This is a genomic window from Kocuria sp. cx-455, assembly GCF_057707085.1.
This window is the reverse complement of the sequence record NZ_JBYIPM010000001.1, coordinates 297,257-323,138: the sequence shown is the minus strand read 5'-3', so window position 1 is coordinate 323,138 and position 25,882 is coordinate 297,257. Positions and strand designations below refer to the sequence as shown.

General features: G+C 66.4%; 21 protein-coding genes, 1 tRNA gene and 1 riboswitch. Of the genes, 1 reads left to right on the top strand and 21 read right to left on the bottom strand.

All coding sequences use genetic code 11. The features are described 5' to 3' along the window. Positions 1 to 136: 136 nt before the first annotated feature. Positions 137 to 221, top strand: a tRNA-Leu gene (locus AC3ENJ_RS01530). Between the two features lie 631 nt (positions 222 to 852). Here the strand turns inward: AC3ENJ_RS01530 and pyk are convergent. The 21 genes from pyk to fmt all read right to left on the bottom strand — a co-directional run bounded on the left by pyk (position 853) and on the right by fmt (position 25,882). After that, a complete protein-coding gene (gene pyk / locus AC3ENJ_RS01525; RefSeq protein WP_431812829.1) occupies positions 853 to 2,358 on the bottom strand; it encodes a pyruvate kinase in 1,506 nt (501 codons plus the stop codon). A 167-nt stretch (positions 2,359 to 2,525) separates the two neighbouring features. Further along, the gene (locus AC3ENJ_RS01520; protein ID WP_190780305.1) at positions 2,526 to 3,992 is read right to left on the bottom strand and encodes a glutamate synthase subunit beta; all 1,467 of its coding nucleotides are present in this window, start codon (positions 3,990 to 3,992) and stop codon (positions 2,526 to 2,528) included. Further along, positions 3,985 to 8,700 carry a glutamate synthase large subunit gene (gene gltB, locus AC3ENJ_RS01515; RefSeq protein WP_431812828.1) on the bottom strand — a complete coding sequence of 1,572 codons (4,716 nt, stop codon included), beginning with the start codon at positions 8,698 to 8,700 and terminating at the stop codon, positions 3,985 to 3,987. The genes AC3ENJ_RS01520 and gltB overlap by 8 nt, the downstream gene beginning before the upstream one ends. 297 nt (positions 8,701 to 8,997) lie before the next feature. Beyond that, positions 8,998 to 9,864 carry a prolipoprotein diacylglyceryl transferase gene (gene lgt, locus AC3ENJ_RS01510; RefSeq protein WP_190807217.1) on the bottom strand — a complete coding sequence of 289 codons (867 nt, stop codon included), beginning with the start codon at positions 9,862 to 9,864 and terminating at the stop codon, positions 8,998 to 9,000. Further along, positions 9,864 to 10,721 carry a tryptophan synthase subunit alpha gene (trpA, locus tag AC3ENJ_RS01505; protein ID WP_431812827.1) on the bottom strand — a complete coding sequence of 286 codons (858 nt, stop codon included), beginning with the start codon at positions 10,719 to 10,721 and terminating at the stop codon, positions 9,864 to 9,866. The genes lgt and trpA overlap by 1 nt, the downstream gene beginning before the upstream one ends. After that, complete coding sequence (locus tag AC3ENJ_RS01500) at positions 10,718 to 12,889, bottom strand: bifunctional phosphoribosylanthranilate isomerase/tryptophan synthase subunit beta (protein ID WP_431812826.1); 2,172 nt, start codon at positions 12,887 to 12,889, stop codon at positions 10,718 to 10,720. The genes trpA and AC3ENJ_RS01500 overlap by 4 nt, the downstream gene beginning before the upstream one ends. Positions 12,890 to 13,035: 146 nt before the next feature. Further along, the gene (locus AC3ENJ_RS01495; protein WP_190780302.1) at positions 13,036 to 13,278 is read right to left on the bottom strand and encodes an HGxxPAAW family protein; all 243 of its coding nucleotides are present in this window, start codon (positions 13,276 to 13,278) and stop codon (positions 13,036 to 13,038) included. A gap of 146 nt (positions 13,279 to 13,424) precedes the next feature. Continuing rightward, positions 13,425 to 14,024 carry a Trp biosynthesis-associated membrane protein gene (locus AC3ENJ_RS01490; protein WP_190807215.1) on the bottom strand — a complete coding sequence of 200 codons (600 nt, stop codon included), beginning with the start codon at positions 14,022 to 14,024 and terminating at the stop codon, positions 13,425 to 13,427. A gap of 34 nt (positions 14,025 to 14,058) precedes the next feature. Then, positions 14,059 to 15,618, bottom strand: coding sequence for an anthranilate synthase component I (locus AC3ENJ_RS01485; protein WP_190807214.1), 1,560 nt, complete (start codon positions 15,616 to 15,618; stop codon positions 14,059 to 14,061). After that, positions 15,619 to 16,023, bottom strand: a complete 405-nt coding sequence (gene hisI, locus AC3ENJ_RS01480) for a phosphoribosyl-AMP cyclohydrolase (protein WP_190780299.1) — start codon at positions 16,021 to 16,023, stop codon at positions 15,619 to 15,621. Next, positions 16,023 to 16,787 carry an imidazole glycerol phosphate synthase subunit HisF gene (gene hisF, locus AC3ENJ_RS01475; protein ID WP_431812825.1) on the bottom strand — a complete coding sequence of 255 codons (765 nt, stop codon included), beginning with the start codon at positions 16,785 to 16,787 and terminating at the stop codon, positions 16,023 to 16,025. Before hisF ends, hisI begins: the two co-directional genes overlap by 1 nt. Before the next feature lie 39 nt (positions 16,788 to 16,826). Beyond that, entirely contained in the window at positions 16,827 to 17,672 is an 846-nt protein-coding gene (hisG, locus tag AC3ENJ_RS01470; RefSeq protein ID WP_431812824.1) for an ATP phosphoribosyltransferase, read from the bottom strand. Between the two features lie 53 nt (positions 17,673 to 17,725). Continuing rightward, positions 17,726 to 17,989 carry a phosphoribosyl-ATP diphosphatase gene (locus tag AC3ENJ_RS01465; RefSeq protein WP_190780296.1) on the bottom strand — a complete coding sequence of 88 codons (264 nt, stop codon included), beginning with the start codon at positions 17,987 to 17,989 and terminating at the stop codon, positions 17,726 to 17,728. A 56-nt stretch (positions 17,990 to 18,045) separates the two neighbouring features. Further along, positions 18,046 to 18,525 (bottom strand): 6,7-dimethyl-8-ribityllumazine synthase, encoded by a 480-nt coding sequence (ribH, locus tag AC3ENJ_RS01460; protein ID WP_431812823.1) that lies wholly within the window; start codon positions 18,523 to 18,525, stop codon positions 18,046 to 18,048. Further along, on the bottom strand, positions 18,522 to 19,244 hold the full coding sequence (ribA, locus tag AC3ENJ_RS01455; protein ID WP_431812822.1) for a GTP cyclohydrolase II: 723 nt from the start codon (positions 19,242 to 19,244) through the stop codon (positions 18,522 to 18,524). The genes ribH and ribA overlap by 4 nt, the downstream gene beginning before the upstream one ends. Beyond that, positions 19,241 to 20,545 carry a 3,4-dihydroxy-2-butanone-4-phosphate synthase gene (gene ribB, locus AC3ENJ_RS01450; protein ID WP_431812821.1) on the bottom strand — a complete coding sequence of 435 codons (1,305 nt, stop codon included), beginning with the start codon at positions 20,543 to 20,545 and terminating at the stop codon, positions 19,241 to 19,243. The genes ribA and ribB overlap by 4 nt, the downstream gene beginning before the upstream one ends. A gap of 21 nt (positions 20,546 to 20,566) precedes the next feature. Continuing rightward, on the bottom strand, positions 20,567 to 21,622 hold the full coding sequence (gene ribD, locus AC3ENJ_RS01445; RefSeq protein WP_431812820.1) for a bifunctional diaminohydroxyphosphoribosylaminopyrimidine deaminase/5-amino-6-(5-phosphoribosylamino)uracil reductase RibD: 1,056 nt from the start codon (positions 21,620 to 21,622) through the stop codon (positions 20,567 to 20,569). Positions 21,623 to 21,678: 56 nt separating this feature from the next. Next, positions 21,679 to 22,386, bottom strand: a complete 708-nt coding sequence (gene pnuC, locus AC3ENJ_RS01440; protein WP_190807207.1) for a nicotinamide riboside transporter PnuC — start codon at positions 22,384 to 22,386, stop codon at positions 21,679 to 21,681. 111 nt (positions 22,387 to 22,497) lie between these two features. After that, positions 22,498 to 22,653: riboswitch (FMN riboswitch) on the bottom strand. Between the two features lie 106 nt (positions 22,654 to 22,759). After that, a complete protein-coding gene (rpe, locus tag AC3ENJ_RS01435; RefSeq protein WP_431812819.1) occupies positions 22,760 to 23,428 on the bottom strand; it encodes a ribulose-phosphate 3-epimerase in 669 nt (222 codons plus the stop codon). Positions 23,429 to 23,447: 19 nt separating this feature from the next. Then, complete coding sequence (locus AC3ENJ_RS01430) at positions 23,448 to 24,950, bottom strand: RsmB/NOP family class I SAM-dependent RNA methyltransferase (RefSeq protein ID WP_431812818.1); 1,503 nt, start codon at positions 24,948 to 24,950, stop codon at positions 23,448 to 23,450. After that, positions 24,947 to 25,882, bottom strand: a complete 936-nt coding sequence (gene fmt / locus AC3ENJ_RS01425; protein WP_431812817.1) for a methionyl-tRNA formyltransferase — start codon at positions 25,880 to 25,882, stop codon at positions 24,947 to 24,949. The genes AC3ENJ_RS01430 and fmt overlap by 4 nt, the downstream gene beginning before the upstream one ends.

Here is a 25,882-nt window from a genome sequence, read left to right as displayed (position 1 = left end):
CGCCATCGCGGCGGGTTGGGCATGAGACACGCCACACGAGAAGCCGTGCGTGGCGCATTGGTCTCTAGCCTACCGCTCATCGTGTAAGCTGTTACCCGCTGCTCACGGCCTCGTGCTGTGATTGTGTACGGCACTTGCCCAAGTGGCGGAATTGGCAGACGCGCTGCACTCAAAATGCAGTATGGAAACATGTGTGGGTTCGAGTCCCACCTTGGGCACCATGAACCGTTCGGTGAGAGCGGTAGCGAAACGGCCCCGGTGACGCGGGGCCGTTTTTTGTTGGCGCGGTCGGATCGCCAACGGGCCCCCTGCGTCTGAGGCGCGGCTAGAACCTTCGACGGCGCCTCAGGTGGCACGAGAACCTCTTGTGCTCCCCTCAGGGGTTCCAACGACGCTTAAGGTGCAAGGCTGGGCTCTCACGACGCCTGGAACGTGAAGCGTTTACCACTGAAACATGCCGTGGCGGCGGCGTCGGCGTCGGGCAAGAACCGGACTGAGGCGTGAGCTGAGTCCGGGACGCGAGGGGCAACAAGGACCGCCGTATCTGATGGCCGCGAATGTCCGGGCGAAGAAACGCGCCCCTGACATCTGGGGACGATGTTCGCAGCCCGGGCCCCGTCGACGCGACGAACCTCTGCCAAGAATGTTCGGCCGGAGCTGGGGCGACACTCCACGCGTTGATAGAACCCTTTCGGACTCGGCAAGAGGTCCTCACGGCGCTTCAGGTGCCGGACACGGCTTTCACGCGGCACAGCCGGGACGGTCCACCCGAAAGGCCCCCGCACGCCGACGGCGACCCACGCACCGAAGTGCCCGGATCGCCGTCGTTGATCGCGCTGGAAAACTAGCGGATCACGATTCGCGCCAGGGAGCCGAAGCCGGCAGGGTCTCGCGCCACGGACCAACGCGTTCGTGCTGTTCACGCACGGGTGCCTCACCGGCATCGTCCAGGTCTCCCACGCGGTGGACCTTGACCAGGTTGGTGGAACCTGCCACGCCCGGAGGTGATCCTGCGCAGATGATCACCAGGTCATCCGAACCGGCCAGGCCCTTCTCGAGCATGTAGTGGTCCACCTGCTTGGTCATTTCATCCGTGTGGTGCACCTGCTCGACCAGGATGGGTTTCACACCCCACAGCAAGGACAGCAGAGCCATCACGTTCTGCACCGGAGTGAAGGCCAGGATCGGGCGGTCGGGCCGCAACCGGGACAGGCGGCGGGCGGAATCACCCGATTGGGTGAACGTGCAGATGTAGTTGACGTCCAACTGCCGCGACATGGTCACAGCGGCCCGGGTCACGGCACCACCGCGGGTGCGGGGCTCGGTGCCCAGCGGCGGCATGCGATCCATGCCCTGGGTCTCGGTGGCCTCGATGATCCTGGCCATCGTCTCGATGGTCTGCACCGGGTATTTGCCCACGGAGGTCTCACCGGAGAGCATGACCGCATCCGCACCGTCGAGCACGGCGTTGGCGCAGTCGGAGGCCTCTGCTCGGGTGGGGCGCGGATTGTCGATCATGGACTCGAGGACTTGGGTGGCCACGATCACGGGCTTGGCCCAGCGGCGAGCCAGTTCAATGGCGCGTTTCTGCACGATCGGCACGGCCTCGAGAGGCAGCTCCACGCCCAGGTCACCGCGGGCCACCATGATGCCGTCGAAGGCGTCAATGATTTCGTGGAGGCTGTCCACGGCCTGCGGCTTCTCGATCTTGGCGATGACCGGGATCTTCCGGCCTTCTTCCGCCATGATTTCATGCACGCGGGTAATGTCCTTGGCGTCGCGCACGAAGGACAGCGCAATGATGTCCACGCCGCATTGCAGTGCCCAGCGCAGGTCATCCTCGTCCTTGTCGCTGAGCGCGGGAACGTTCACGGCCACACCGGGAAGGTTAATGCCCTTGTGGTTGGAGACGGGGCCGCCCACGATCACCTCGGTCTCCACCGTAGTGTCCGTGACCTTGGTGGCTTTCAGGGCCACCTTACCGTCGTCGATCAGCAGTGGGTCGCCCACGTTGACGTCACCGGGTAGACCTTTGTGCGTGGTGGAAGACAGCTCCTGGGACCCCTCGACATCCTCGATGGTGATGGTGAACGGGTCCCCCACCTCCAGGTTATACGGGCCGTTCGCGAAGGCGCCCAGTCGAATCTTGGGGCCCTGCAGGTCGGCGAGGATGGCCACCGTGGTTTCGAGTTCTTCGCTGGCCCGTCTCAGGTTCTCGTAGGAGGCGTTGTGAACGTTGTGATCACCGTGACTCATGTTCAGGCGAGCCACATTCATCCCGGCCCTGATGGCCTGAGTGAGGTGCTCGTACGAGGAAATAGCCGGGCCAATGGTGGCCACGATCTTCGCTCGACGCATGGGTGATTCCCTTTCGGTCGGAGACTAGAGGGCGAAAACAGAAAAATGGCCGCGATGAAACAGCGTATTGCTGCTCCAGCACGGCCACTTTGCCGGAATTCGGTTCTCAGTTTAGCAACGGGGGCCACGGATTGATACGGCTGGGTATCGCGTGAACCCCGCTTTAGCTAAAGGCTCAAATCGATGGCGCGTTCCGACGGCGTCACGGGCTGCGGGAGGCGCGTTTGTCCGGTCAGGTGCCGTTCCACCTCGGCCGCGCACGCGCGCCCCTCGGCGATGGCCCACACCACGAGCGACTGGCCGCGGCCCGCGTCACCGCACGAGAACACGCCATCCACGGCGGTCATGTACTGCTCGTCGCGGGCCACGTTGGTGCGGCGGTCCAGTTCCACGGACAGCTGGGACGTGAGGTCATCGGACTCGTTCCCGGTGAAACCCAGCGCCAAGAACACGAGGTCAGCCGGAATGACCTTCTCCGTGCCCTCCTTCGGAACACGCCGGCCATTGTCCAGGTACTCGGTTTCGGCAACCTTCAGACCCGTCACGTGGCCGTTCTCGTCCCCCACGAATTCCACGGTGGACGCCAAGTAGGTCCGCTCGCCGCCCTCCTCATGAGAGGACGACACCTCGAAAACCTTGGGCATCATGGGCCAGGGTTCCTCATCGGCGCGGTCCACCGGTGGCTTCCGACCGATGGCCAAAGACGTCACCGACGCCGCTCCCTGCCGGTGGGCGGTACCAATGCAGTCCGAGCCGGTGTCACCGCCACCGAGCACGATCACGTTCTTGCCGCGAGCGTCAATGAGATCCGTGACCTCGTCCCCCGCGGACAACCGGTTGGATCGCACCAGGTAGTCCATGGCGTGGTGGATCCCCTGCAGCTCGCGGCCGGGAATATCCAGTTCACGGGGGCGGGTGGCCCCGGTGGCGACGATCACGGCGTCGTAGCGGCGGCGAAGAACGTCCCAGGTGATGTCCTTGCCGATCTCGATGCCGGTGCGGAACCGCGTACCCTCGGCGGCCATGACATCCAGGCGACGGTCCACCACGGACTTCTCAAGCTTGAAATCGGGGATCCCGTAGCGCAGCAAGCCACCGATGCGGTCATCGCGCTCGTACACCGCCACCGTGAACCCGGCCTGTGTCAGTTGCTGGGCCGCCGCCAGTCCGGCCGGCCCCGAACCGACCACGGCCACGGTTTTTCCCACCAGGCGCGCCGGGATGAACGGTTTGACGTAACCCTCGTCGAAGGCCATCTCGCCGATCTCGTACTCGATCTGCTTGATGGTCACGGCCGGTTGGTTGATGCTCAGCACGCACGAGGACTCGCACGGAGCAGGACACACGCGACCCGTGAACTCGGGGAAGTTGTTGGTCGCGTGCATGCGCTCCGCGGCCTCATCCTTCTTACCGCGCCACACCAGGTCATTCCATTCGGGAATCAGGTTGCCCAGCGGGCAGCCCTGGTGGCAGAACGGCACGCCGCAGTCCATGCAGCGGCCGGCCTGCTCATGCAGGGTCTGCGCGTTCTGCCGCTCCTGAACTTCGTTCCAGTCCATGATGCGCACGGGAACCGGGCGCTTGGGGCGGTCTTCGCGGTACCGAACTTTCAGAAAACCACGGGGATCAGCCACGCGTGGTCACCTCCAAAATCTTGTGCCAGGTGCCGTCACCGTCCGGGTCGTCTCCGGCGGCCTCGGCCTGATTGCGCAGTGCGAGCACCGCTGAATAATCTCGCGGCAGCAATTTGGTCATGCGCGCGATGATGTCCTCGGGGTTCTGGAGCAACTCGGCCGCCCATTCGGACTCGGTTTCCTCGCCGTGGCGCTTGATGAGCGCCAGGACCAGTTCGCGGTCCTGCTCGTCGAGCGTTGCCAAGAGCAGTTCCCCGGAGTCCCGTGCCTGCTTGTTGATGTCCGACTCGTCCAGATCCAGCACGTAGGCCACACCACCGGACATGCCCGCGCCGAAGTTGCGGCCGGTCTCGCCCAGCACGAGTGCCACCCCGCCGGTCATGTACTCGCAGCCGTGGTCGCCGATTCCCTCGACCACCGCGGTGGCGCCCGAGTTGCGCACCAGGAACCGCTCGCCCACCGTGCCGCTGAAGAACATTTCACCGCTCGTGGCGCCGTAGCCGATCACGTTGCCCGCGATCACGTTCTCGTGGGAGGCGAAACCCGCTCCGCGCGGCGGGCGCACCACGATGCGGCCACCGGACAGGCCCTTACCCGTGTAGTCGTTGGCGTCGCCTTCCAACCGCAGCGTGATACCGCGGGGAATGAACGCGCCCATGGATTGTCCCGCCTCACCGGTCAGGGTCACATCAATGGTGTCGTCGGCCAACTCCTTCAGGCCCAGGGCGCTGGTCACCGTGTAGCCCAGCATGGTGCCCACCGTGCGGTCGGTGTTGATGACGCGCTCCATGACCCGCACCGGTTCCCCGTTCTCGATGGCCGGGGCGGCCAGCGGGATCAGCTTGTTGTCGAAGTGGTCCTCCAACTCGTGATCCTGTTCGCGCGTGTTGCGTAGTCCGTCCTTGAGACCCGGAGACTGAAACGAGTCCAGCACGGGGCTCAGATCCAGGCCCTTGGCCTTCCAATGCTCGATGGCCTCGCGGGTGCGCAGCACCTCGGCGTGGCCCACGGCCTCCTCGATGCTGCGGAAGCCCAATTGAGCCAGGTATTCGCGCACTTCCTCCGCAATGAACTCGAAGAAGTTCACCACGTGCTCGGCCTTGCCCGTGAAGCGCTTGCGCAGTTCCGGGTTCTGGGTGGCCACGCCCACGGGGCAGGTGTCCAAGTGGCACTTGCGCATCATGATGCAGCCCTCGACCACCAGGGGTGCGGTGGCGAAACCGAATTCCTCGGCACCCAAGAGCGCGGCAACCACCACGTCACGGCCGGTCTTGAGCTGACCGTCCGCCTGCACGACCACGCGTTCACGCAACCCGTTCAGCCGCAGGGTCTGCTGCGCCTCCGCCAGGCCAAGCTCCCACGGCATCCCCGCGTGCTTGAGCGAGTTCAGCGGCGCGGCGCCGGTGCCGCCGTCGTGACCGGAAATGAGCACGACGTCGGCCTTGGCCTTGGTCACGCCCGCCGCGACCGTGCCGATCCCCCGTTCGGAAACGAGCTTCACGTGCACCCGGGACCGGGGGTTGGAGCGCTTGAGGTCGTAAATCAGCTGCGCCAGATCCTCGATCGAATAAATGTCGTGATGCGGCGGGGGCGAGATCAGGGAGACGCCCGGGGTCGAATGACGTGTGCGCGCGATCCAGGGGTAAACCTTCTGCGCCATCAACTGGCCGCCCTCACCGGGTTTGGCGCCCTGGGCCATCTTGATCTGCAAATCGTCCGCGGTGGCCAAGTACAAGCTGGTCACACCGAAGCGACCCGAGGCGATCTGCTTGACGGCCGAACGGCGTTCGGGATCCACTAACCGTTCGGGATCCTCGCCGCCCTCGCCGGTGTTGGACTTACCTCCCAACCGGTTCATGGCGATCGCCAGGGTCTCGTGGGCCTCCTGGGAAATGGAGCCGTAGCTCATGGCACCGGTCGAGAACCGCTTGACGATCGAACTCACGGGCTCCACCTGTTCGATCGGGATGGGTTCCCGCTCCGAGGTGAAGCTCATGAGACCGCGCAGAGTGGCGAGCTCACGTGACTGATCGTCCACGCGCGCGGTGTAGGACTTGAAGATGTCGTAACGGCCCGTCTGCGTGGCGTGCTGAAGCCGGAACACGGTCTGCGGGTCGAACAGGTGCCGCGGTCCTTCTCGGCGCCAGTCGTACTCGCCGCCGATGACCAGGTCTCGGTGGGGTTCGGTGACACCGTCCTCCGGGTAGGCCAGACGGTGGCGGGACGCGGTTTCCTCCGCAATCACGTCCAGGCCCACGCCCTGGATCTGGGTGCGCGTTCCGTAGAAGTACGCGTTGACCAGCTCGCCCGACAACCCCAGCGCCTCGAAAGTCTGGGCACCGCAGTAGGACTGCACCGTGGAGATGCCCATCTTGGACATGATCTTCTGAACGCCCTTGCCGAGCGCCTTGATCAGGTTGTAGACGGCATCTTCCTCACTCACCCCGGTGATCTCACCGCGGCGCACGAGCTCCTCCGCAGATTCCATGGCCAGATAGGGGTTCACGGCGGATGCCCCGTAGCCCAGCAGCAGAGCCACGTGATGGACCTCGCGCACGTCGCCGGATTCCACGATCAGCGCAACCTTGGTGCGGGTTGCCGAACGCAGCAAGTGATGGTGGACGGCAGAGGTCAACAGCAAGGACGGAATGGGTGCCCAGCCGCCGTTGGAATCGCGGTCGGAAATGATCACGAACTGCACGCCGCGGTTGACCGCGGTGGACACCTTCTCGCAGATTTCTGCAATGCGCGCGCGCAGTGATTCTTCCCCGCCGTCCGGGCGGTACAGGCCGCGCACCTTGAGGGTGAGTGCGGCGCCGTCCTCGTCGTCCAGGTGCAGGAACTGGTCCAACTGGTCGTTGTTGATGACCGGGAAGTCCACCTTGATCAGGCGGGTCTTGGCCTGCTGGGTGGCCAACAGGTTGGCCATGGGGCCCACCGAACCGATCAGTGAGGTCACCAGTTCCTCACGAATCGCGTCCAGGGGCGGATTGGTCACCTGCGCGAAGGACTGCACGAAGTAGTCGTAGAGCAACCGGGACCGATCGGAGAGCACCGCCACCGGGGTGTCGGTGCCCATGGCGTAAATCGGTTCGGCACCGGCCACTGCCATGGGGCCGATGATCTTTTTCAGATCTTCCTCGGTGTAACCAAAGGTCTTCTGACGCAGCCGCACGGACTGCGCGGGGTGGACCATGTGCTCGCGTTCGGGAAGTTCGCTGATCGGCACGATGGAGTCCTGGACCCAGTTGCGCCACGGCTTGGCCGCGGCCAACTCGGCCTTGATCTCGTCGTTGTCGACAATCCGGCCCGCTTCGGTGTCGACCAGGAACATGGTTCCCGGGGACACGCGACCCTTGCGCACCACCGTGCGGTCGCCGATGTCGATGACACCGACCTCCGACGCGAAAATGACCAGACCGTCCTCGGTCTCCCAGAAACGCCCCGGGCGCAGACCATTGCGGTCCAACACGGATCCCACCCGCGTGCCGTCCGTGAAGGACACGCACGCCGGACCGTCCCACGGTTCCATGAGCGTCGAGTGGTACTGGTAGAACGCCCTGAGGTCCGGGTCCATGCTCTCGTGGTTCTCCCAGGCCTCCGGGATGAGCATGAGCATGGTCTCGGTGACCGGGCGCCCGGCCAGTTGCAACAGCTCGGCCACCTCGTCCAGGGACTGGGAATCCGAGGCGCCTTCCGAGCAGATCGGGAACAGCTCCTCGGGGTTGCGGCCCAGCACGGCACCGGACATCGAAGACTGGCGGGCGCGCATCCAGTTGCGGTTGCCCATGACCGTGTTGATCTCGCCGTTGTGCGCCAGGGTACGCATGGGCTGAGCCAGCGGCCACGACGGGAACGTGTTGGTCGAAAAGCGCGAGTGCACCACGGCCAGCTTGGTGGTGAACCGCTCATCGGAGAGGTCCGGGTAGAAGGGCTGCAACTGCGCGGTGGTCAGCATGCCCTTGTACACCAAGGTGCGTGAGGAGAAGCTCGGGAAGTACACACCGAACTTGTTCTGCGCGCGTTTGCGCACGCGGAAGACCTTCTGGTCCAGTTCCAGCTGCAGGTGCGCGGGGTCGAACGACGCCGCCGCGCCGGGTTCGAACAGGCTCGCTCCCCTGGCGTTGTGGCGTTCGTCCGCCACGAAGAACTGCACGAACGTGGGCATGACCGCGCGCGCGGAGGCGCCCACGGCATCATCCACCACGGGGACGTCACGCCAACCCAGCACGCGCAGACCCTCCATGACGGCGAGATCCTCGAGTGCGCGCTGCAGCGGCTCCAAGTGCTGGCCGCCGGTGGGCATGAACGCGGTGCCCACCGCGTAGGCGCCCGCGGGGGGCAGTTGGAAGTTCACCGTGTCCCGGAAGAAGGCGTCGGGAATCTGAGTGAGAATGCCGGCGCCGTCGCCGGTGCCTTCGTCACCGCCCACGGCACCGCGGTGCTCGAGATTGCGCAGGGCCGTCAGCGCGGCTTCCACGATCTCGTGGGTGGAGTTGCCGTCGAGGGTGGCGACTACCGCCAGACCGCACGCGTCTTTTTCGTCCTCGCCACGGTAGAGGCCCTGGTCCTCGGGCTGGGTGGAAAAGGCCCGGAACGGGGATTGCGCGGGGGTCAGTTCGCTGCGCGAGTCAGGCTGGCCCGTGTCGCGGTTGACCGCGTCGGTGACCATACTGGTCACGGGGGCTGCGTGGTTGACTTGGCTCATAGGGAGCTCCTCACCGGGTTGGTGGGCAGGTCTGAAGTGTCAACAATGCCCGGGCCACTGGGGTGAAGTGCGTACGGACATCATCTGATCCAGATGACATAAGCGTCCGCGGCGCTGCGAACTACGGGTCGAACCTCGATGGGCCGACGGATCACCACCGAACGCGGAACCCGCGTGATGACGAATTCCCGGTGCGGCGCACGGGTAATTTACCACGATCCGAAATGAGTGTGTGAGGGCCAACACCCCAGCACAATGCCCCCGGGGTCACCGGGGGCATGGCGTGGCGCTCAGCGCTCAGCGGCGTGCGGAGTGCGCGGCACCGCTCGCGGGCATGTCGGGGCTTTTGCGCATCCTCGCGGATATTGCCACGAATAATGCGATACCGAACAGCACCAGGGCCAATGACGTCCACACGTGGACCCTTTGACCAGCGATCAGCAACGCCGGGTCCATCCGCAGGAACAGCTCGATCATGAGCCGCCCGAAGCCGTAGTACACCAGGTACAGGGCGAACACGCGGCCGTGAGTGAGTTGGAATCGTCTACCGAGTGTGATCAAAATCACCACACCGGCGAGGTTCCACAGGCTCTCGTAGAGGAACGTGGGATGGAACAGGGTGTCCGCGGGGAACCCGGCCGGGAAGTTCGCGGAGTTCGGATCGATCTCCAGTCCCCAGGGCAGGTCGGTGGGCTTACCGAAGAGTTCTTGGTTGAACCAGTTGCCCCACCGGCCGATGCCCTGCGCCAACAGGAGCGAGGGCGCCACGGCATCCGCGAAATACCACAAAGGTACGTTGTTCCTGCGTGACACGAGCCAGGCGGCTCCGGCACCGAAGAGCACGGCGCCCATGATGCCCAGGCCGCCCTCCCAGATCTTGAGCGCGTCCAGGGGATCGGCACCGGGTCCGAAGTATCCGGCGGGGTCCGTGATGAGCACGTGGTAGGCGCGGGAACCAATGATGCCCGCGATCACGGCCCAGAACACGATGTCCCACAGGACATCCGGGTCCTGGCCCCGGTCCTTCCAGCGGCGCATGGTGAGCCATACGGCCGCGGCCATGCCCAGTAGGATGCACAGGGCGTAGAAGTGGATGGTCAGGGGCCCGAGGGAGAGGCTACTGATGTCCGGGGACGGGATGGCTGCGGCAACGACCGGCGGCATCAGCGGCGCCCGGACAGTTCGGAGGCCAGGAGACCCACAGCGTCGGCTCCGCCCTTACCCAGGGCGCGCACGAGCGCGGTTCCCACGATGACACCGTCCGCGTACGCGCCGATTTCCTCGACGTGGCCGCGGTTGGAGACACCCAGACCCACGCACACGTTCTGGGCGCCGGCTTCGCGGGCGCGCGCCACGACGTCCTCGGCGGCCGATGACACCTGGTCCCGCGCGCCGGTGACGCCCATGATGGATACCGCGTACACGAATCCGGAGGACGCCTTGACGGTCATGTCCATGCGCTCCCGGGTAGTGGACGGGGCCACCAGGAAAATCCGGTCCAGGCCGTATTTCTGGGAGGCCTCGAACCAGTCGCCGGCTTCATCGGGGATGAGATCGGGGGTGATGATGCCCGCTCCCCCGGCCTCGAGCAGTCTGCGGGAAAATTCGTCCACGCCGGTTTGCAGCACGGGGTTCCAATAGGTCATCACCACGGGCACGGCGTCCGTGCGTTCGGAGACGGCCCTCACGACCGTGAAGGCATCCGCCACACGAACGCCGTTGGCTAGTGCCAGGGTGGTGGCGTTCTGGATGACGGTGCCGTCCATGACGGGATCCGAATACGGGATCCCGATCTCAATGATGTCCGCGCCGTTCTGACCCAGTGCTACCGCGGCGTCAACGGATTCCGCCACGGTCGGGTAGCCGGCCGGGAGGTAGCCGACGAGCGCGGGGCGCCCCTCGGCCTTGCACTGGGCAATGCGTGCGGCCAGTTTCGAGTCCGGGTTACGGGTGAGATCCCGGGGAAGAATACGTTCTGCCAGACCGCCCACTCCGGGACGGACGGATTCGGGGGCGCTCACAGTTCTTCACCTTTCTGACCGACCTGCTCCTCGTGGCTGTTCTCGGGAAGCAGGTCGAACCACTCTGCGGCCGTCGCCACGTCTTTGTCGCCGCGCCCGGACAGGGACACCACGATGATTTTTTCCGCCGCGGTCTCGGGACCGAGTTCCTGGACCCAACGGGCGGCCAGCTCCCGCGCCCCGGCCAGAGCGTGCGATGACTCGATCGCGGGGATGATGCCCTCGGTGCGCGAGAGCAACTTGAAGGCGTCCATTGCCTGGGTGTCCGTAATGGCCTCGTACTTCACGCGACCGATGGCGTGCAGGTGCGAGTGTTCGGGCCCCACGGCCGGGTAGTCCAGACCGGCGGAAATGGAATGCGATTCAATGGTCTGTCCGTCCGTGTCCTGCATGAGGAACGTCTTGGCGCCGTGCAGCACACCCGGGCGACCCAGCGTGATGGTGGCCGCGTGACGTCCGGTGCCCACACCATCGCCGCCGGCCTCGTTGCCGTAGAGCTCGACCTCGGGGTCGTCCAGGAAACCGTGGAAGATACCGATCGCGTTGGACCCGCCGCCCACGCATGCCGTGACGGCGTCGGGCAAGCGTCCGGCCTGCTCCAGGATCTGCGCCCGAGCCTCCTCACCGATCTGCTCGTGGAAGTAGCGGACCATGGCGGGGAACGGGTGCGGGCCTGCTGCGGTGCCCAGCAAGTAGTGCGTGGTGTCCACGGAGGCCACCCAGTCGCGCAGGGCCTCGTTGATGGCGTCCTTCAAGGTGGCGGAACCGTGGGAGACGGGCACGACCTCGGCGCCGAGCAGTTGCATGCGGGCGACGTTCAGGGCCTGGCGCCGCGTGTCCTCCTCCCCCATGTACACGCAACATTCCATGCCGAACAGGGCCGCGGCGGTCGCGGTGGCCACGCCGTGTTGGCCGGCACCGGTTTCGGCGATCAGGCGGTTCTTGCCCATGCGCTTGGCGAGCAGGGCCTGGCCCAGAACGTTGTTGATCTTGTGCGAACCGGTGTGATTGAGGTCCTCACGCTTCAGGAACACGCGGGCGCCGATGGCCTCGCCGAAGCGCTTGGCCTCGGTGAGCAAGGAGGGCCTGCCGGAGTAGTCGCGGGACAACCGCTGGAATTCCTCGGCGAACTCGTCATCGGTACGTGCCTTGTCGAAGACCTCGGTCAGCTCGTCCAGGGCGGCCACCAGGGATTCCGGCATCCACCGGCCCCCGAAGTCACCGAAGTACGGGCCCGGTGCGTTTTTGAGGGAACGGCCCCCGGAGGCCGGCGCGGCGGCGTCGTCGGCGAGCCGCTCCGCGGCGAACTCGGCCTGGGCGGCCGGTGGCTTTTTCCCCGCCAGGAAGTCGACGCGTGCCGCCGCGCCCACCTCCCGGAACCGGGCAATGGTGCGGGACGGGTCGTCGGAGGTGACCAGCACCTCACCGGTCAGCACCGCGTTGGCACCGTGGCCCGCGTAGAGCTTGATCTGGTCCTCGCCGGACACACCGGATTCGGCAATGATCACGGCGTCTGCGGGAATCTGCTCGGCCAGTCGGCCGAAGGTGTCCACGTCCACGTCCAGGGTCTTGAGATTGCGGGTGTTCACCCCGATGATGCGCGCACCGACCGCCACGGCCCGCTGGATTTCCTCGGGGGTGTGCGTCTCGACGAGCGCGTGCATACCCAGCTCGTGGGTCAGGTCCAGGAACCGGCGCAGGGTGGGATCGTCGAGGGCCGCCACGATCAGCAGCACCATGTCCGCACCGTGGGCCCGGGCTTCCCAGATCTGATACTCGTCCACGGTGAAGTCCTTGCGCAGCACCGGGATGGTCACGGCTTGGCGTACGGCGTCCAGATCGGTGAGCGAACCTCCGAAGCGACGCTTCTCCGTGAGCACGGAAATTGCGCTGGCACCGCCTCGTTCGTAGGCCGCTGCCAGTTCGGCGGGATCCGCGATGTCCGCCAGGGCGCCCTTGGACGGGCTCGAACGCTTGACCTCGGACAGCACCTGAACCGAGCTGGGTTCGCTACCGCGCAGGGCACGTTCGGCGTCCAAGGCGGGCGCCTGGGCCCGGGCGGTGCGTTGTAGTTGCTGCAGACTGACCACCGCGCGGCGGGCTTCGAGGTCCTCGCGTACTCCCTCGATGATCTGGTCCAGCACCGTGCCGGTGCGTTGCTGCGTCATTGGATTCCTCACTTACGTTCGTTGCGCCATCGGGACGGCGACAACCCGCCCGTATGACGATGACCAGTTCCGTGCCGCGTGGAACTGGTCATGGTCTGGTGAACCGGTGGCGTGGGAGACACGCACCGGCGCTAAGAGCACGTGGCTCAGTGGTTGAGCTTCTCGCTGCCCTTGCCGTGACCCATGGACTTGAGAACCGCGCCCACGATGAGCCCCACGATGATCAAACCAATTCCCACCACGGTGACCGCGGTCGAGGCAATGGTGAAGCCCACGCAACCGACGATCACGCCGACCGCCATGATGCCCACGCAGGCCCACGCGGCAACGGTGTTGCCGTGACCCACGGCGCTCGTGTGGTCCAGGATGACTTGGTTGGTGTTCGACATATGTGTCAATTCTCCCGTGCCGGTTGAGCCGCAGGGCTCAGACAGTGATGGGCGCGCGTTGCAGCGCACCGGTGATTTTCTTGCTCCCATTGTGCCATTACCGCGGTCCGTGATGGTTCAGCACCACGCGCAGGTTACTTGAAGGGTCACGGGCCCCGCGTGGGGTCCTCACCGCGCGTGAAGGCATCCCAGGCGTCGATGTCGCTGGAATGCGCCGTGGTCACCCTCTGGTTCTTCGACGCCGCCTTGTTGCCGGCCAGGGCGTCGCGATCGTAACGTCGACCCGCCCTCCGGCCCGCATGACGCGCCACCAGCATGAGCCAGATGCCGCACAGGATCAGGGCGACGGCGGCCGTCAGGGCCAACCACGGGAAGGCGGTGAGGACGTACTCGCCGCCGGTGCCTACGGCCCCGGTCTGGGTTCCCACCGCCCCGCGGGAGGCATTCTCGGGGTTCGCCGTGACCGACAGCACGGCGAATATCGCGCCGACTCCCGCCAATGCCACCACCGCGCCCACCATGGTGCGCAGCACCCGGCCCGCCAAGGTCGAAGCCACTGCGGCCGCGCCGGCCACGAGACCCAGGGCCGTGACTGCGGGGGCGGCGTCGGAACCGGGAACGTCCACGGTGAGCGGCTGCAGGGTGGTCTCGACCGTGGCATGGATCCACGTGGCGGCGGAGGCTGCGAACAGCCCGATCGCGCACACGAGGGTGGCCAGAACCGCGGGGGCCGTACGACGCAACACGGGAGTCCTTTCTACTGCTGTCGGTGGCGGAAACTCAGCGCGAAAGATCGCGCAGGGACTCGGCCACCAGGGCTGCGCGCAGGGGCGCCGTAGCCTTGTTGAGTGACTCGAGGGCTTCCGTTTCGGGGTCCGAGTCAGCCACGATACCGCCGCCCGCCTGGACGTAGGCCGTGTCATTGATGAGAAGCGCGGTGCGAATGGCGATGGCCATGTCCATGTTCCCGGCGAAATCCATGTAGCCCACCACCCCTCCGTAGACGGCGCGACGCAGGGGTTCGTACTTGTCCAGCAGCTGCAGCGCCCGGGGTTTGGGTGCCCCGGACAGCGTGCCCGCCGGGAAGGTCGCGGCCAGGACATCGTACGCGGACACGTTCTCGCGCATTTTGGCCACCACCGTGGAGCACAAGTGCATGATGTGACTGAAGCGTTCGATCTCCATGAACTCGCTGACATCCACGGAACCGGGCACGGACACCTTGGAGAGGTCGTTACGGGCCAGGTCCACGAGCATGAGGTGCTCGGCGCGTTCCTTCTCGTCCGCGAGTAGATCGTGGCCCAGTGCCAGATCCTCCTCCACGGTGGCGCCTCGCGGACGTGAACCCGCGATCGGGTGCGTCATGGCCTGCCGCCCGGTCACGGTCACCAGGGCTTCCGGTGAGGAACCCACAATGGAGTACGGCCGCCCGTCCGCGTCCTCGAAGGCATACAGGTACATGTACGGGCTGGGGTTGATCCGGCGCAGCGTGCGATAAACATCCAGTGCCTCGGCACGGCACTCGGCCTCGAAACGGCGGGAGACGACCACTTGGAAGATGTCGCCGTCCACAATCGCCGTCTTGGCGCGGTTGATCGCTTCGATGAACAGCTCGCGGTCCCACGACTGGCGGGCGGCGGCCTCGATGTCCGTGATGTCCTGGGCGTCGGGGGCCGTGACCGAGACCGTGGAACGTTCGAGGGGGGTCGCCAAACGGGTGACCATCTCACGCAGGCGGGAGACGGCGTCGTGATAGGCGGCGTCCACGTTATCATCGGTGCCGTTGACGTTGACCGCGTTGGCCACCAGCATCACTGTGCCCTCGGTGTTGTCGTGCACGGCCATGTCCGCGACCAGATTCATGGCCAGCTCGGGCACACGCAGATCGTCCTCGGGCGGGTGGGGTAGATTTTCCCACCGGCGCACGGCCTCCCAGCCCACGAAGCCGACCATGCCGGATGTCAGGGGTGGCACACCATCAAAGGGCTCGGTGTGCAGTAAATCCATGGTGGCGCGCAGCGCCTGCAACGGGTCACCGGCCACGGGCGCGCCGGCCGGGGCCTGCCCCAGCCAATGGGCCTGTCCGTTCTGGGCCGTGAGCGTGGCGAACGATCGGGCCCCCACGAACGAGTACCGCGACCACACGCCGCCCTCGGCGGCGGATTCCAGCAAGAAGGTACCCGGTGCGGGCTTGCCACCGCGCACCACGAGCGAACGGTACAGACCAATGGGTGTCATGGAGTCCGCGAGCACGGTGGTGCGCACGGGGATCACGCGACGCGTTGCCGCGTACTCGCGGAACTCCTGCAAGGTGGGGGTGATCGTGCCGAGTTGCTGCATTTAAACCGCCTGTCGAGCGTTCAGGTCGCGGTCGTCGAAGCACGTGCGTGTTCCGGTGTGGCACGCGGCACCCGACTGATCGACCTTGACGAGCAGTGCATCGCCGTCGCAGTCGAGGCTGACGGAATGCACCCGCTGAATGTGGCCGGAGGTATCACCCTTACGCCAATACTCTTGGCGCGACCGGGACCAGTAGGTCGCGCGGCCTTCGGTGAGGGTGCGGTGCAGGGCTTCGTCGTTCATCCACCCGAGCATGAGCACCTCACCTGTGTCGAACTGCTGGACCACGGCGGCCACCAGCCCGGACGCGTCCCGCTTGAGACGGTTCGCGACCTCCGGATCCAGATGACTGTCGAAAAATTCGCGGGGCGTGTTTTCCACGGCGTTCAACTCTTCCGTTCGCATCAGCGCACCTCGTATCCGGCTGCGCGCAAGGCGTCTTTGACGTGGGCGATCGCGCCCACGGGACCGAAATGGAAGACCGAGGCCGCCAGAACGGCGTCGGCCCCGGCCGCCACGGCGGGCGGGAAGTGCTCGGGGGCGCCGGCGCCACCCGAGGCGATCAACGGCACTGACACGCGCTCGCGCACCGCGCGGATCATGTCGAGGTCGAACCCCTCGCGCGTACCGTCCGCGTCCATGGAATTGAGCAGGATCTCCCCCACTCCGCGCTCCTCGGCCTCCCGGCACCAGTCCAGGGCGTCGATGCCGGTGAGCTGGCGGCCACCGTGCGTGGTGACCTCGAAGCCCGACGGCGTATTGCCCGTCCGTTTGGCATCACACGAAAGAACGAGCACCTGATTGCCGAAGCGATTGGTGATCTCGTTGATGACCTCGGGCCGGGCGATCGCGGCGGTGTTGATCGAGGCCTTGTCCGCACCGGTGCGTAGCAGCCGATCGACGTCCTCCGGGGTGCGCACGCCGCCCCCCACGGTGAGCGGGATGAACACCTGCTCCGCGGTGCGGGACACCACGTCGAACATGGTGGCACGGTCGCTCGACGACGCCGTGACGTCCAGGAAGGTGAGCTCATCGGCGCCGGCCAGGTTGTACCGGGCGGCCAGTTCCACCGGGTCACCGGCGTCTCGCAGGTTCTCGAAATTCACGCCCTTGACCACGCGACCCGCGTCCACATCGAGACACGGGATCACTCGTACGGCCACACCCATAGTGCTGTCCTAACTCCTTGCTGAAACGGGGACCGAACCTTAGATCCGGGCCGCCTGAATGGGCGAGACCAGGATGGCGCGGGCCCCCGCCTGGTACAGGGCGTCCATGATCTTGTTGGTGTCGCTCTTGCGCACCATGGCCCGCACCGCCACCGACCCGTCACGTCCCAGCGGGGAAATGGTGGGGCTCTGCATCCCGGGGGTGATCTGTGTCGCGGCCGCCAGCAGATCCTCGGAGATGTCGTAGTCCATCATTACGTACTGCCGGGCCACGAGCACGCCGCGCAAGCGACGGCGCAGCACGTCAAGCCCCTCGGGCTCCCCCTGATCCTGACGGCGGATCAGCAGGGCCTCGGATCTCATGATCGGCTGGTCGAAGATGTCCAGGCCGGCGGCGCGCAGCGTGTTGCCGGTCTCCACGACGTCCGCAATCGCATCCGCCACGCCCAGGCGAATGGCTGACTCCACGGCCCCGTCCAGGCGCACGACCTCGGCGTTGACGCCCTGGTCCTCGAGGTACTTGCTCAGGAGCAATTCGTAGCTGGTGGCCACGCGCTTGCCCTCGAGTTCCTGGACGGACTCGAACTGGCCCGTGGGGCCGGCCAGGTGGAAGGTCGAGCGGGCGAAGTCCAGGCCCAGGTCCTCCAGGGCTTCGGCCCCGGAATCGAGCAGTAGATCGCGGCCGGTGATCCCCAGGTCCAGGGTGCCGCCGCCCACGTAAATGGCGATGTCCCGCGGCCGCAGGTAGAAGAATTCGACGTTGTTGTCGTTGTCGACCAGCACCAGGTCGCGGCTGCTGCGCCGTTGCCGGTAACCGGCTTCGGTGAGCATGGTGATGGCGGCTTCGGACAGCGCGCCCTTATTGGGCACGGCTACTCGCAGCATGGGGTTCCTTTCCAGAAGGCGTGGAATGGGGGTGGGCCGTGACCGGCCGCGGATCACAAGTACTTGTAGACGTCTTCGAGACGCAGACCCTTGGCCACCATCATGACCTGCAGGTGGTACAGCAACTGCGAGATTTCCTCGGCCGCCTGGTCATCGGTTTCGTATTCGCACGCCATCCAGACTTCGGCGGCCTCTTCTACGACCTTCTTGCCGATGCCGTGGACTCCCGAGTCCAATTCTTTGACGGTTCCGGAACCTTCCGGACGGTCAGCGGCTTTTTGGGTGATTTCGGCAAACAGGGTTTCGAAGGTCTTCACCCCTTTAGGGTAATGGTTGCGCGCGCCATCGGTTGAACCGTGGTGCCCGCGGGGTCTCAGACCCCCAGCCCGCGCAGGGTCAGAGCGGTGCGCACGGCGGCCTCGGCGGCCTCGTACCCTTTGTCCTCGCTCGAGTCCTCCAGTCCCGCCCGGTCCAGGCCCTGTTCCTCGGTGTCGCACGTGAGGACGCCGAATCCCACCGGCTTACCGGTCGTCACGGAAACGTCGGTGAGTCCCGTGGTGGCGGCAGAACACACGTAGTCGAAGTGCGGGGTGCCACCGCGGATGACCACGCCCAGGGCCACCACGGCGTCGGCCCGTTCCGCCAAACGACGGGCGGCCACCGTCAGCTCGAAGCTTCCCGGAACGCGAACTTCGATCACGGTGCCCACGCGGGCGTCCCGGAGGGCGCGCCGGGCACCGTCCAGCAGCCCGGCCATGATCGTGTCGTGCCAGCTGGCCGCTACGACCGCGACCGTGAGTTCCGCTCCGTCGAGTTCGCCCGCATGGGTGGCGGGGGCTCCGTGTCCGCTCATGATTGTTCTCCTGTGCTGTGATTCGGGGTGGTGAAAATCTGGGTGCTGTGCCTGGGGGTAGGGCGTGTCGTGGTGGTGACGTCGCCCGAGGTGAGCTCGGTCAGATGGTGGTCCATGCGGTCACGCTTGGTGAGCAGGTACCGAAGGTTCTCTTCCCGGGGTGGTACCTCGTGGGCGACAACGGCCGCCACGGTGATCCCCAGGTCCTCCAGCTTGCGGACCTTGTCCGGGTTGTTGGTCAACAGCCGGATACGCGTCAACCCCATTTCCTTGAGGATCCTCGCGGCGGCGGTGTAGTCGCGAGCCTCGGCGGGCAGGCCGAGCAGCGTATTGGCCTCGACCGTGTCCGCCCCGCCGTCCTGCAACTTGTAGGCGCGTAGTTTATTGATCAGGCCGATACCTCGGCCTTCGTGGTTGCGCAGGTACAACACGGTGCCGCCGTGGTGGGCGATCCGTTCCAGGGCCAGGTGCAGTTGGGGGCCGCAGTCGCAGCGCCACGATCCGAACACGTCTCCGGTAATGCATTCGGAATGCAATCGCACCAGGGGCGGTTGGACCGCTTCCGCGGCGGTCGTGGGAGCGGCGCTCAGGGACACGTGTTCGGCCGCTGCTCTGCCGCTGGGTTCTGGGACCAGCCAACCCATGACGGCGAACGTGCCGAATTCGGTGGGGATGCTCACCGCTTCGGAATGGTCCAGTGTTTCGGGGGTCGCGCTCATGCGGACAGGTCCCCCCTGCCCGCGGGGGCTTCCGCCGACGACGCCGCGGCCTCACCCACCGCGCGCTGGTCCAGGTGGGCCACGAGGTCTTCGATGCTGATCATCAACAACCCGTGCTGGTCCGCGAACTCGCGCAACGCGGGCGCACGCAGCAGCTCTCCCTGGTCGTCCACGATCTCCGCAATGGCCCCCACCGGCTCACAACCGGCCAGGCGAGCCAATTCCACGGAGGCCTCGGTGTGACCGCGACGCACACGCACGCCGCCGTGCACGGAGCGCAACGGCAGGATGTGACCGGGGCGGGTCAGCTCGGCCGGCCCGGTGCCCGGATCCGCCAAGAGGCGTGAGGTCAGGGCACGGTCTGCCGCGCTGATGCCGGTGCTCACGCCCACGCGGGCATCACACGTCACCGTGTAGGCGGTGCCTTTGGCGTCCTCGTTGTGCGCGGTCATGGGTGGCAGGTCCAACGCATCGGCTCGCTCGTGCGGCATGGGGATGCACACGACCCCCGAACTGTGGCGGATCGTGAACCCCATGAGCTGCTGGGTGGCGTGCTGGGCGGCGAACACCAGGTCGCCCTCGTTCTCGCGGTCCTCGTCGTCCACGACAACCACGGGGCGGCCGGCGGCAATGGCGGAAATGGCCGCGGGCACGGGGTCCAGGCGCACCCCGGTCCACGCCGGTGCCGCGTACACGGCCAGGCGCTCGGCGTACTTGGCGAGCACGTCCACTTCAAGATTGACCGCGGATCCCTCGGTGCGCTCCCCCAGTGTGGTGGCGCGCAGCGTCTCGGGAATCAAACCCACCTCGAACCACGCGGGTGATTCCGCGGCGGCGTTGACGGCGGTCACGGTCAGGGACACACCGTCCACGGCAATGGATCCCTTGACGGCGATGTACTTGGCCAGCTCGGTGGGCACCTGGATGCGCACGGTGTGCCACCCGGTGTGCGCCACGCGAGAGACCACCGTGCCCACACCGTCCACATGGCCCTGCACCACGTGGCCGTCCAGTCGGTCACCGGCCGCGGTGCAGCGTTCCAGGTTGACGCTCTCACCCTCCGACAGGCCGCCCAGGGTGGTCAATCGCAGGGTTTCTCCCATGACGTCCGCGGTGAACCGGCCGGTTCCGGACTCGGGTGCGGGCACGGCCGTGAGGCACACCCCGTTGACCGCCAATGACCCGCCGTGCGGCAGATCGGCAATGATCCGGCCGGCGGCCACGTGCAGCCGAGCGGCGTCCTCGGCGAGTCGTTCAATCCGCTCCACCGTGGCCTGCGCCGCGACAATTCCGGTAAACATGTGCTGCTCCTTCGTGCTGAACTACTGAGAGGCCGAGACCGGTGCGGGTCGTAAATGCCATGCGACGTCTTCTCCCAGGGTGCGCACCGGAGGTCCGGCCACGGGATCGGAACGCCAGCGGGCGGCGTCGGCGAGGGTCTGCGTGGGTAAGGCCGCCAGCGACGGTGTGCCGGCGCCCAGGATCAGGGGGGCTTGGTACAGCCACAGTTCGTCCACGAGGTCCGCGGCGAGGAATGCCGCGCTGACCGTGGGCCCGCCCTCGACCAGAACGTGTGTGACACCCAACGCGCCCAACCGGGCCAGGGCGTGTGCGGGGTCGTGCGTGTCGAGCCAGACGAACCGGCCGTCGGTGGATTTCTCGCTGTTTCCGGGGGTTCCCACGCCGCGCCGGACCCGGGCGTCATGGGCCACCGGGGTGCGGGACATGACCGCTCGCAAGGGCTGGTGATCGAACGGGGTTCCGTCACCGTCGCGGGCCGTCAAGGTAGGGTCGTCCGTGCGAGCGGTGGCGCCACCCACCAGGATCGCATCCACCCGGGCGCGAATCGCATGCCCCGCCTGACGGGCGCTCGCGCCGGTGATCCACTGACTGGTTCCGTCCGGGGCGGCCACCTTGCCGTCCAGGGACTGGGCGATCTTGAGCGTCACGAACGGTCGGTTGTGGGCGTGAGCGGTGAACCAGCGGTCGTTGAGGTCGGTGGCCTGCTCGGACATGAGACCGTGGCGCACCGAGACCCCGTGGTCGGCGAGGAAGCTTCCTCCCCCGCTGGCGGCATCCGTTCCGTCGTGGACCGCAAAGATGACACGTGTGATGCCGGCATTCAGGATCGCCCGGGAGCACGGCCCGGTGCGCCCGGTGTGATTGCAGGGTTCCAGGGTGATCACCATGGTCACATCCGTGAGGTTTGTGCCCGCCGCATGGGCCCGAGCGAGCACATCCACTTCCGCGTGGGGTGTTCCCGCGCCGCGATGATGTCCCACGTGCAGAATCCGGCCATCAGACCCGAGTAGAGCGGCACCGACCACCGGGTTGGTGCCCCGCACACCCAGGGCTGCGGCGTGCAACGCAGCAGCCATAGCTTCTCGTTCGGCGGGCGAGAAGTCATGGTGTGCGGTGGGCAGCGTGGCAGAGATCACTTGGAGCCGTCACCCATTTTCAGGTGCAGGTCCGGGAAGCCCGTCTCCACGATGGCGCGTTTGCGTTGCTGCGAGTTCACGCGCCACCACACGAAGAAGCCGGCCAGGGTGAACGCTCCGTAAAAGACGTACATCAGCCCCGACGCGTAATAACCGGCGGAGAACAACAGCGGAACACCCACAAGGTCCACGGCCACCCAGAGCAACCAGAATTCGACCCAGCCCTTGGCCATGCCGTAGGTGGCCAACAGGGAGCCCATGAAGATCCAGGCGTCCGCCCAGACCGGTTCGTAGGAACCCAACGCCCGGAAAACAGGGGTCAGGAGCGCGGTGCCGAACACCAGGGCGACGATCAGCAGAATGCGTTGTCGACCCGAGGCCCAGCGGGGCGTCACCGCTGCCTGGCTGTTACCTCGGGAACGCCGCCACTGCACCCAGCCGTAAACGGACACGGCGATGAACATGACCTGGCGGCCGGCTTGGCCCAACAAATTGACCGGGTTGGGGGTGTCGAACACCGCACCCAGGAACACGGTCAACAGGATGAGGTTGCCGATGATACCCACCGGCCACGCCCAGATCTTGCGGCGCATACCGCCGAGTGCGGACAGCAGACCGAACACGTTGCCCAGGACTTCGCGCCACAGGATGAAACCGTCGCCCACCCGTAGTTGCGCATCGAACAACCAGCGCAAAACGTCCACGGAACTTCCTCTCGCCCTCGAATCTCATGGTTCCGGGGCGGAGACAACGGCACGTGCGCCCGAAGACGAGCACCACAGCGGCACCCCGACAAGAGGGCACCGAGCCGAAATCCACGTGTTGCCTACCATCCAGACTGTGACTGTCGGTACCGGAATTTCACCGGTTCGGCCGATTCAGCGCCGCCGCGTGACTCTGTGCGGCAGGCGTTCCTCGGTTCGCGGACTGTGACCGCCGGTTCGGACTCTCACCGACCCCGGAACACGTTGTGATTTGAATTATGCCACGGTGTGCGCGTCCCGTACGAAAGTTCGCACCCGCATGTGTGGCACTGCGCCGCACGTAAGGCGTGTGAACCCCGCGGTGGCGCGTCGGCTACGCGTTCTGATGGGCCCTTGCGGTTTCGCGCAGAGCGTCGATGGCGGCACCCGGATCGTCCTTGCCGTACACCGCCGATCCGGCGACAAAGGTGTCCGCTCCGGCCTCGGCCGCGCGCACAATGGTCTCCTCCGTGACCCCGCCGTCCACCTGCAGGGCCACCGTGCCCCCGTGGGCTTTCACCGCCTGGGCCGCACGCCGCAGCTTGGGCAGCGTCACGTCCAAAAACTTCTGACCGCCGAAGCCCGGTTCGACCGTCATGATGAGCAACATGTCCAGCTCGGGCAGCAGATCTAGATACGGCTCAACGGGTGTGGCCGGGCGCACCGCCAGACCGGCCTTGGCGCCGGCCGCCCGCAGTTCGCGGGCCAGCTTGATGGGGGCGGTGGCGGCCTCCGCGTGGAACGTGACCGAGGCGCAGCCGGCCTCCGCATAGGCGGGTGCCCAGCGGTCGGGATCCTCGATCATCAGGTGCATGTCCAGCGGAACGGGGCTGACCTTCCGCAAACTCTCGACCACGGGCAACCCCAGCGTCAGGTTCGGGACGAAGTGGTTGTCCATTACGTCCACGTGGGCGGCATCGGCGTGAGAGATCCGCTGCAGCTCATCGGCCAGGTGGGCGAAGTCAGCGGACAGAATGGACGGGTGGATGGCACAGCGGCTCATGGTGTCTCCAGGGTGAGGGTCAGGCGGTTTTTCGTAGGGCGATCATGAACATGGCATCGGTTCCGTGCACGTGGGGCCACAGTTGCACGCTGGTGCCGCCGTCGGGCCAATCGAGATCGGCACGTCGGTCACCCTCGAGCGCCCCCGGCAGAGCGGCGTGGCGAGCGAATTCGTTGGTGTCCAGAATCTCGACGTCATTGCGCCCGGTGATGATGTCGGAGACCACGTCCAGGGTTTCTGCGGTGTGCGGCGAGCACGTGGCGTACAGCACCACGCCACCGGGTCGCGTGGAGTCCAGGGCGGCGCTCAGGAGCTCACGCTGCAGCGATCCCAGCTCGGCCACGTCCGCGGGGGTGCGGCGCCACCGCGCCTCCGGACGACGCCGCAGCGCGCCCAGCCCCGTACACGGTACGTCCACGAGCACCCGGTCGAAGCCCCCCGGCATTTCCCCGGGAATGTCACGACCGTCCCCCACGCGCAGCGTCCAGGCCCGTTCCGGAACGGCGGCGAGGGCTTCTTCCACGAGGTCCGCGCGGTGATCGCTGACCTCGTTGGCGTACAAGCGAGCGTCCTGCTGATCCGCCAGGGCGGCCAGCAGAGCTGCCTTGCCACCGGGGCCGGCGCAGAAGTCCGCCCATTTCCCGTGGTCATCCGCCACCGGCACCGCGGCCATGACTCGGGCCACCAGTTGGGACCCGGCATCCTGTACGCGCACGGTGCCGTCTCGGGTTCCGGGAATCCGGTGCACGTCTCCCCCGGCGCTCTCGGCACTGTCAGCGACCAGCGTTCCGGGCGTGGCTCCCGCATCCAGTGCGGCGGCCACACTACCCAGCCCGGGAAGCGCCACCAAATGCACCCGCGGAGGTGCGTTGTTGGCCTCCAGAAGATCCGTGATCTCTTCCTGGGGGCGTCCACTCATGCGCAGCGCGCGGCGCAGCGCACGAACTTCCCACGCTGGATGCGAGTACCGGACTCCCAGTTTGCGCAGGTCATCGGACTCCGCGGCTTCGAGCTGGTCCAGCCAGTCGTCGGTGCTCCGGCGGGCGACCTTGCGGAGCACTGCGTTGACGAGTCCGGCGGGGCCCTGGCCGATCTCACCCCGCACCAGACCCACCGTTGCGTCAAGGGCGGCGTGATCCGGCACGCGCATTGCAAGCAGTTGGTGGACACCGAGCCGCAGGGCGTCCAGAACGTTCGGGTCGAGGTCTTTGAGGGAACGGTCCACGCAGTGTCCGAGGACGGCATCCCACGTTCCCTGGCGGCGCATGGCACCGTAGGCGAGCTCGGTTGCGAAGGCGGCGTCGCGTTTGTCCAACCTGTTCTTGCGGACCAAGTGGGGCAGCACCAGGTTGCCGTAGGCATCCTCGCCGTTGACCGCGCGCAACGCCTGATAGGCCGTCAAGCGCGCGGGGTCCGACGAGCGACGTCGTTGAGCCGGGGATTTTGCCGAGAACGGGCGATCCTTCTGCGCGCGCCTGTTGCGCTCATGTCCTTTGGCGTTGCGGTAACCACGCTCGCTCATTCGAAGACCACCTGTTCACTGCGTTGCTGACCGCGCGCCCAGTCGAGGGCGGCCATGGGTTTCTTGCCGGAGGGCTGCACTCGGGTCAGTTCCACCGCGTACGAACCGGTTCCCGCATAGACCGCGCCGTCCCTGACTTCCACGTGACCGGCAGCCAGGCCTGCGACCCGGGGGGTCGGGATCACCCGCTCGATTTTCATCCGCTGCCCGTTGTAGTTCGTCCACGCTCCCGGTTCCGGAGTCACTCCCCGCACGTGGTGGGACACCGCCACGGCAGGATGGTTCCACTCGATGCGGGCCTGGGCCCCGGTCAGCTTGGGTGCCTTACTGGCTTCCCCTTCCTGGGGCACGGGTTTGGCCTGGCCAGTGGCCACGGCCACGAGTGAATCCGCAAGCAATGATGCACCGCTGTGGGACAACCGTTCCAGGACGGATCCGGCGGTATCGTCCGTGCGCAGGGGGTCGGTGAGGGTTCCCACGATGTCCCCGGTGTCCATTCCCTCGTCCAGGACGAACGTGGTGGCGCCCAGCATCGTGTCACCGGCCATGAGCGCCCGCTGCACCGGAGCGGCCCCGCGCCACTGCGGCAGCAACGAGAAATGAAGGTTGACCCACCCGTGTTCGAAAACGTCCAGCACGGGGCGCGGTAGCAGGGCGCCGTAGGCGACCACGGCGGCGATGTCCGCGCCGGTGGCGCGTAGTTGCTCGACCAGTTCGGCCGTGGCGCGATTGGCCTTGAGCGTGGGAATACCCCGTTCCTCGGCACGCTGTGCCACCGGGGACGGGGTCAGAACCTTTTTCCGTCCCACCGGGGCGTCCTCGCGGGTCAACACGGCGACAACGTCCAGGTCGTCACGTTCGAGAAGCGCGTCGAGAGGGATGACGGCGGTTGCCGGGGTGCCGGCGTAGAGAACTTTCAGTGGCTGACGCAC

What these genes read in the sequence shown, in the direction of transcription:
- ribD (WP_431812820.1), bottom strand. Translation starts at nt 21,622, where the DNA reads ATGGCTGCTGCGTTGCACGCCGCAGCCCTGGGTGTGCGGGGCACCAAC.
- ribB (WP_431812821.1), bottom strand. Translation starts at nt 20,545, where the DNA reads ATGTTTACCGGAATTGTCGCGGCGCAGGCCACGGTGGAGCGGATTGAA.
- AC3ENJ_RS01500 (WP_431812826.1), bottom strand. Translation starts at nt 12,889, where the DNA reads ATGACGCAGCAACGCACCGGCACGGTGCTGGACCAGATCATCGAGGGA.
- hisF (WP_431812825.1), bottom strand. Translation starts at nt 16,787, where the DNA reads ATGGGTGTGGCCGTACGAGTGATCCCGTGTCTCGATGTGGACGCGGGT.
- ribA (WP_431812822.1), bottom strand. Translation starts at nt 19,244, where the DNA reads ATGAGCGCGACCCCCGAAACACTGGACCATTCCGAAGCGGTGAGCATC.
- rpe (WP_431812819.1), bottom strand. Translation starts at nt 23,428, where the DNA reads ATGAGCCGCTGTGCCATCCACCCGTCCATTCTGTCCGCTGACTTCGCC.
- ribH (WP_431812823.1), bottom strand. Translation starts at nt 18,525, where the DNA reads ATGAGCGGACACGGAGCCCCCGCCACCCATGCGGGCGAACTCGACGGA.
- gltB (WP_431812828.1), bottom strand. Translation starts at nt 8,700, where the DNA reads ATGAGCCAAGTCAACCACGCAGCCCCCGTGACCAGTATGGTCACCGAC.
- hisG (WP_431812824.1), bottom strand. Translation starts at nt 17,672, where the DNA reads ATGCTGCGAGTAGCCGTGCCCAATAAGGGCGCGCTGTCCGAAGCCGCC.
- AC3ENJ_RS01485 (WP_190807214.1), bottom strand. Translation starts at nt 15,618, where the DNA reads ATGCAGCAACTCGGCACGATCACCCCCACCTTGCAGGAGTTCCGCGAG.
- lgt (WP_190807217.1), bottom strand. Translation starts at nt 9,864, where the DNA reads ATGCCGCCGGTCGTTGCCGCAGCCATCCCGTCCCCGGACATCAGTAGC.
- AC3ENJ_RS01430 (WP_431812818.1), bottom strand. Translation starts at nt 24,950, where the DNA reads ATGAGCGAGCGTGGTTACCGCAACGCCAAAGGACATGAGCGCAACAGG.
- pyk (WP_431812829.1), bottom strand. Translation starts at nt 2,358, where the DNA reads ATGCGTCGAGCGAAGATCGTGGCCACCATTGGCCCGGCTATTTCCTCG.
- hisI (WP_190780299.1), bottom strand. Translation starts at nt 16,023, where the DNA reads ATGCGAACGGAAGAGTTGAACGCCGTGGAAAACACGCCCCGCGAATTT.
- AC3ENJ_RS01495 (WP_190780302.1), bottom strand. Translation starts at nt 13,278, where the DNA reads ATGTCGAACACCAACCAAGTCATCCTGGACCACACGAGCGCCGTGGGT.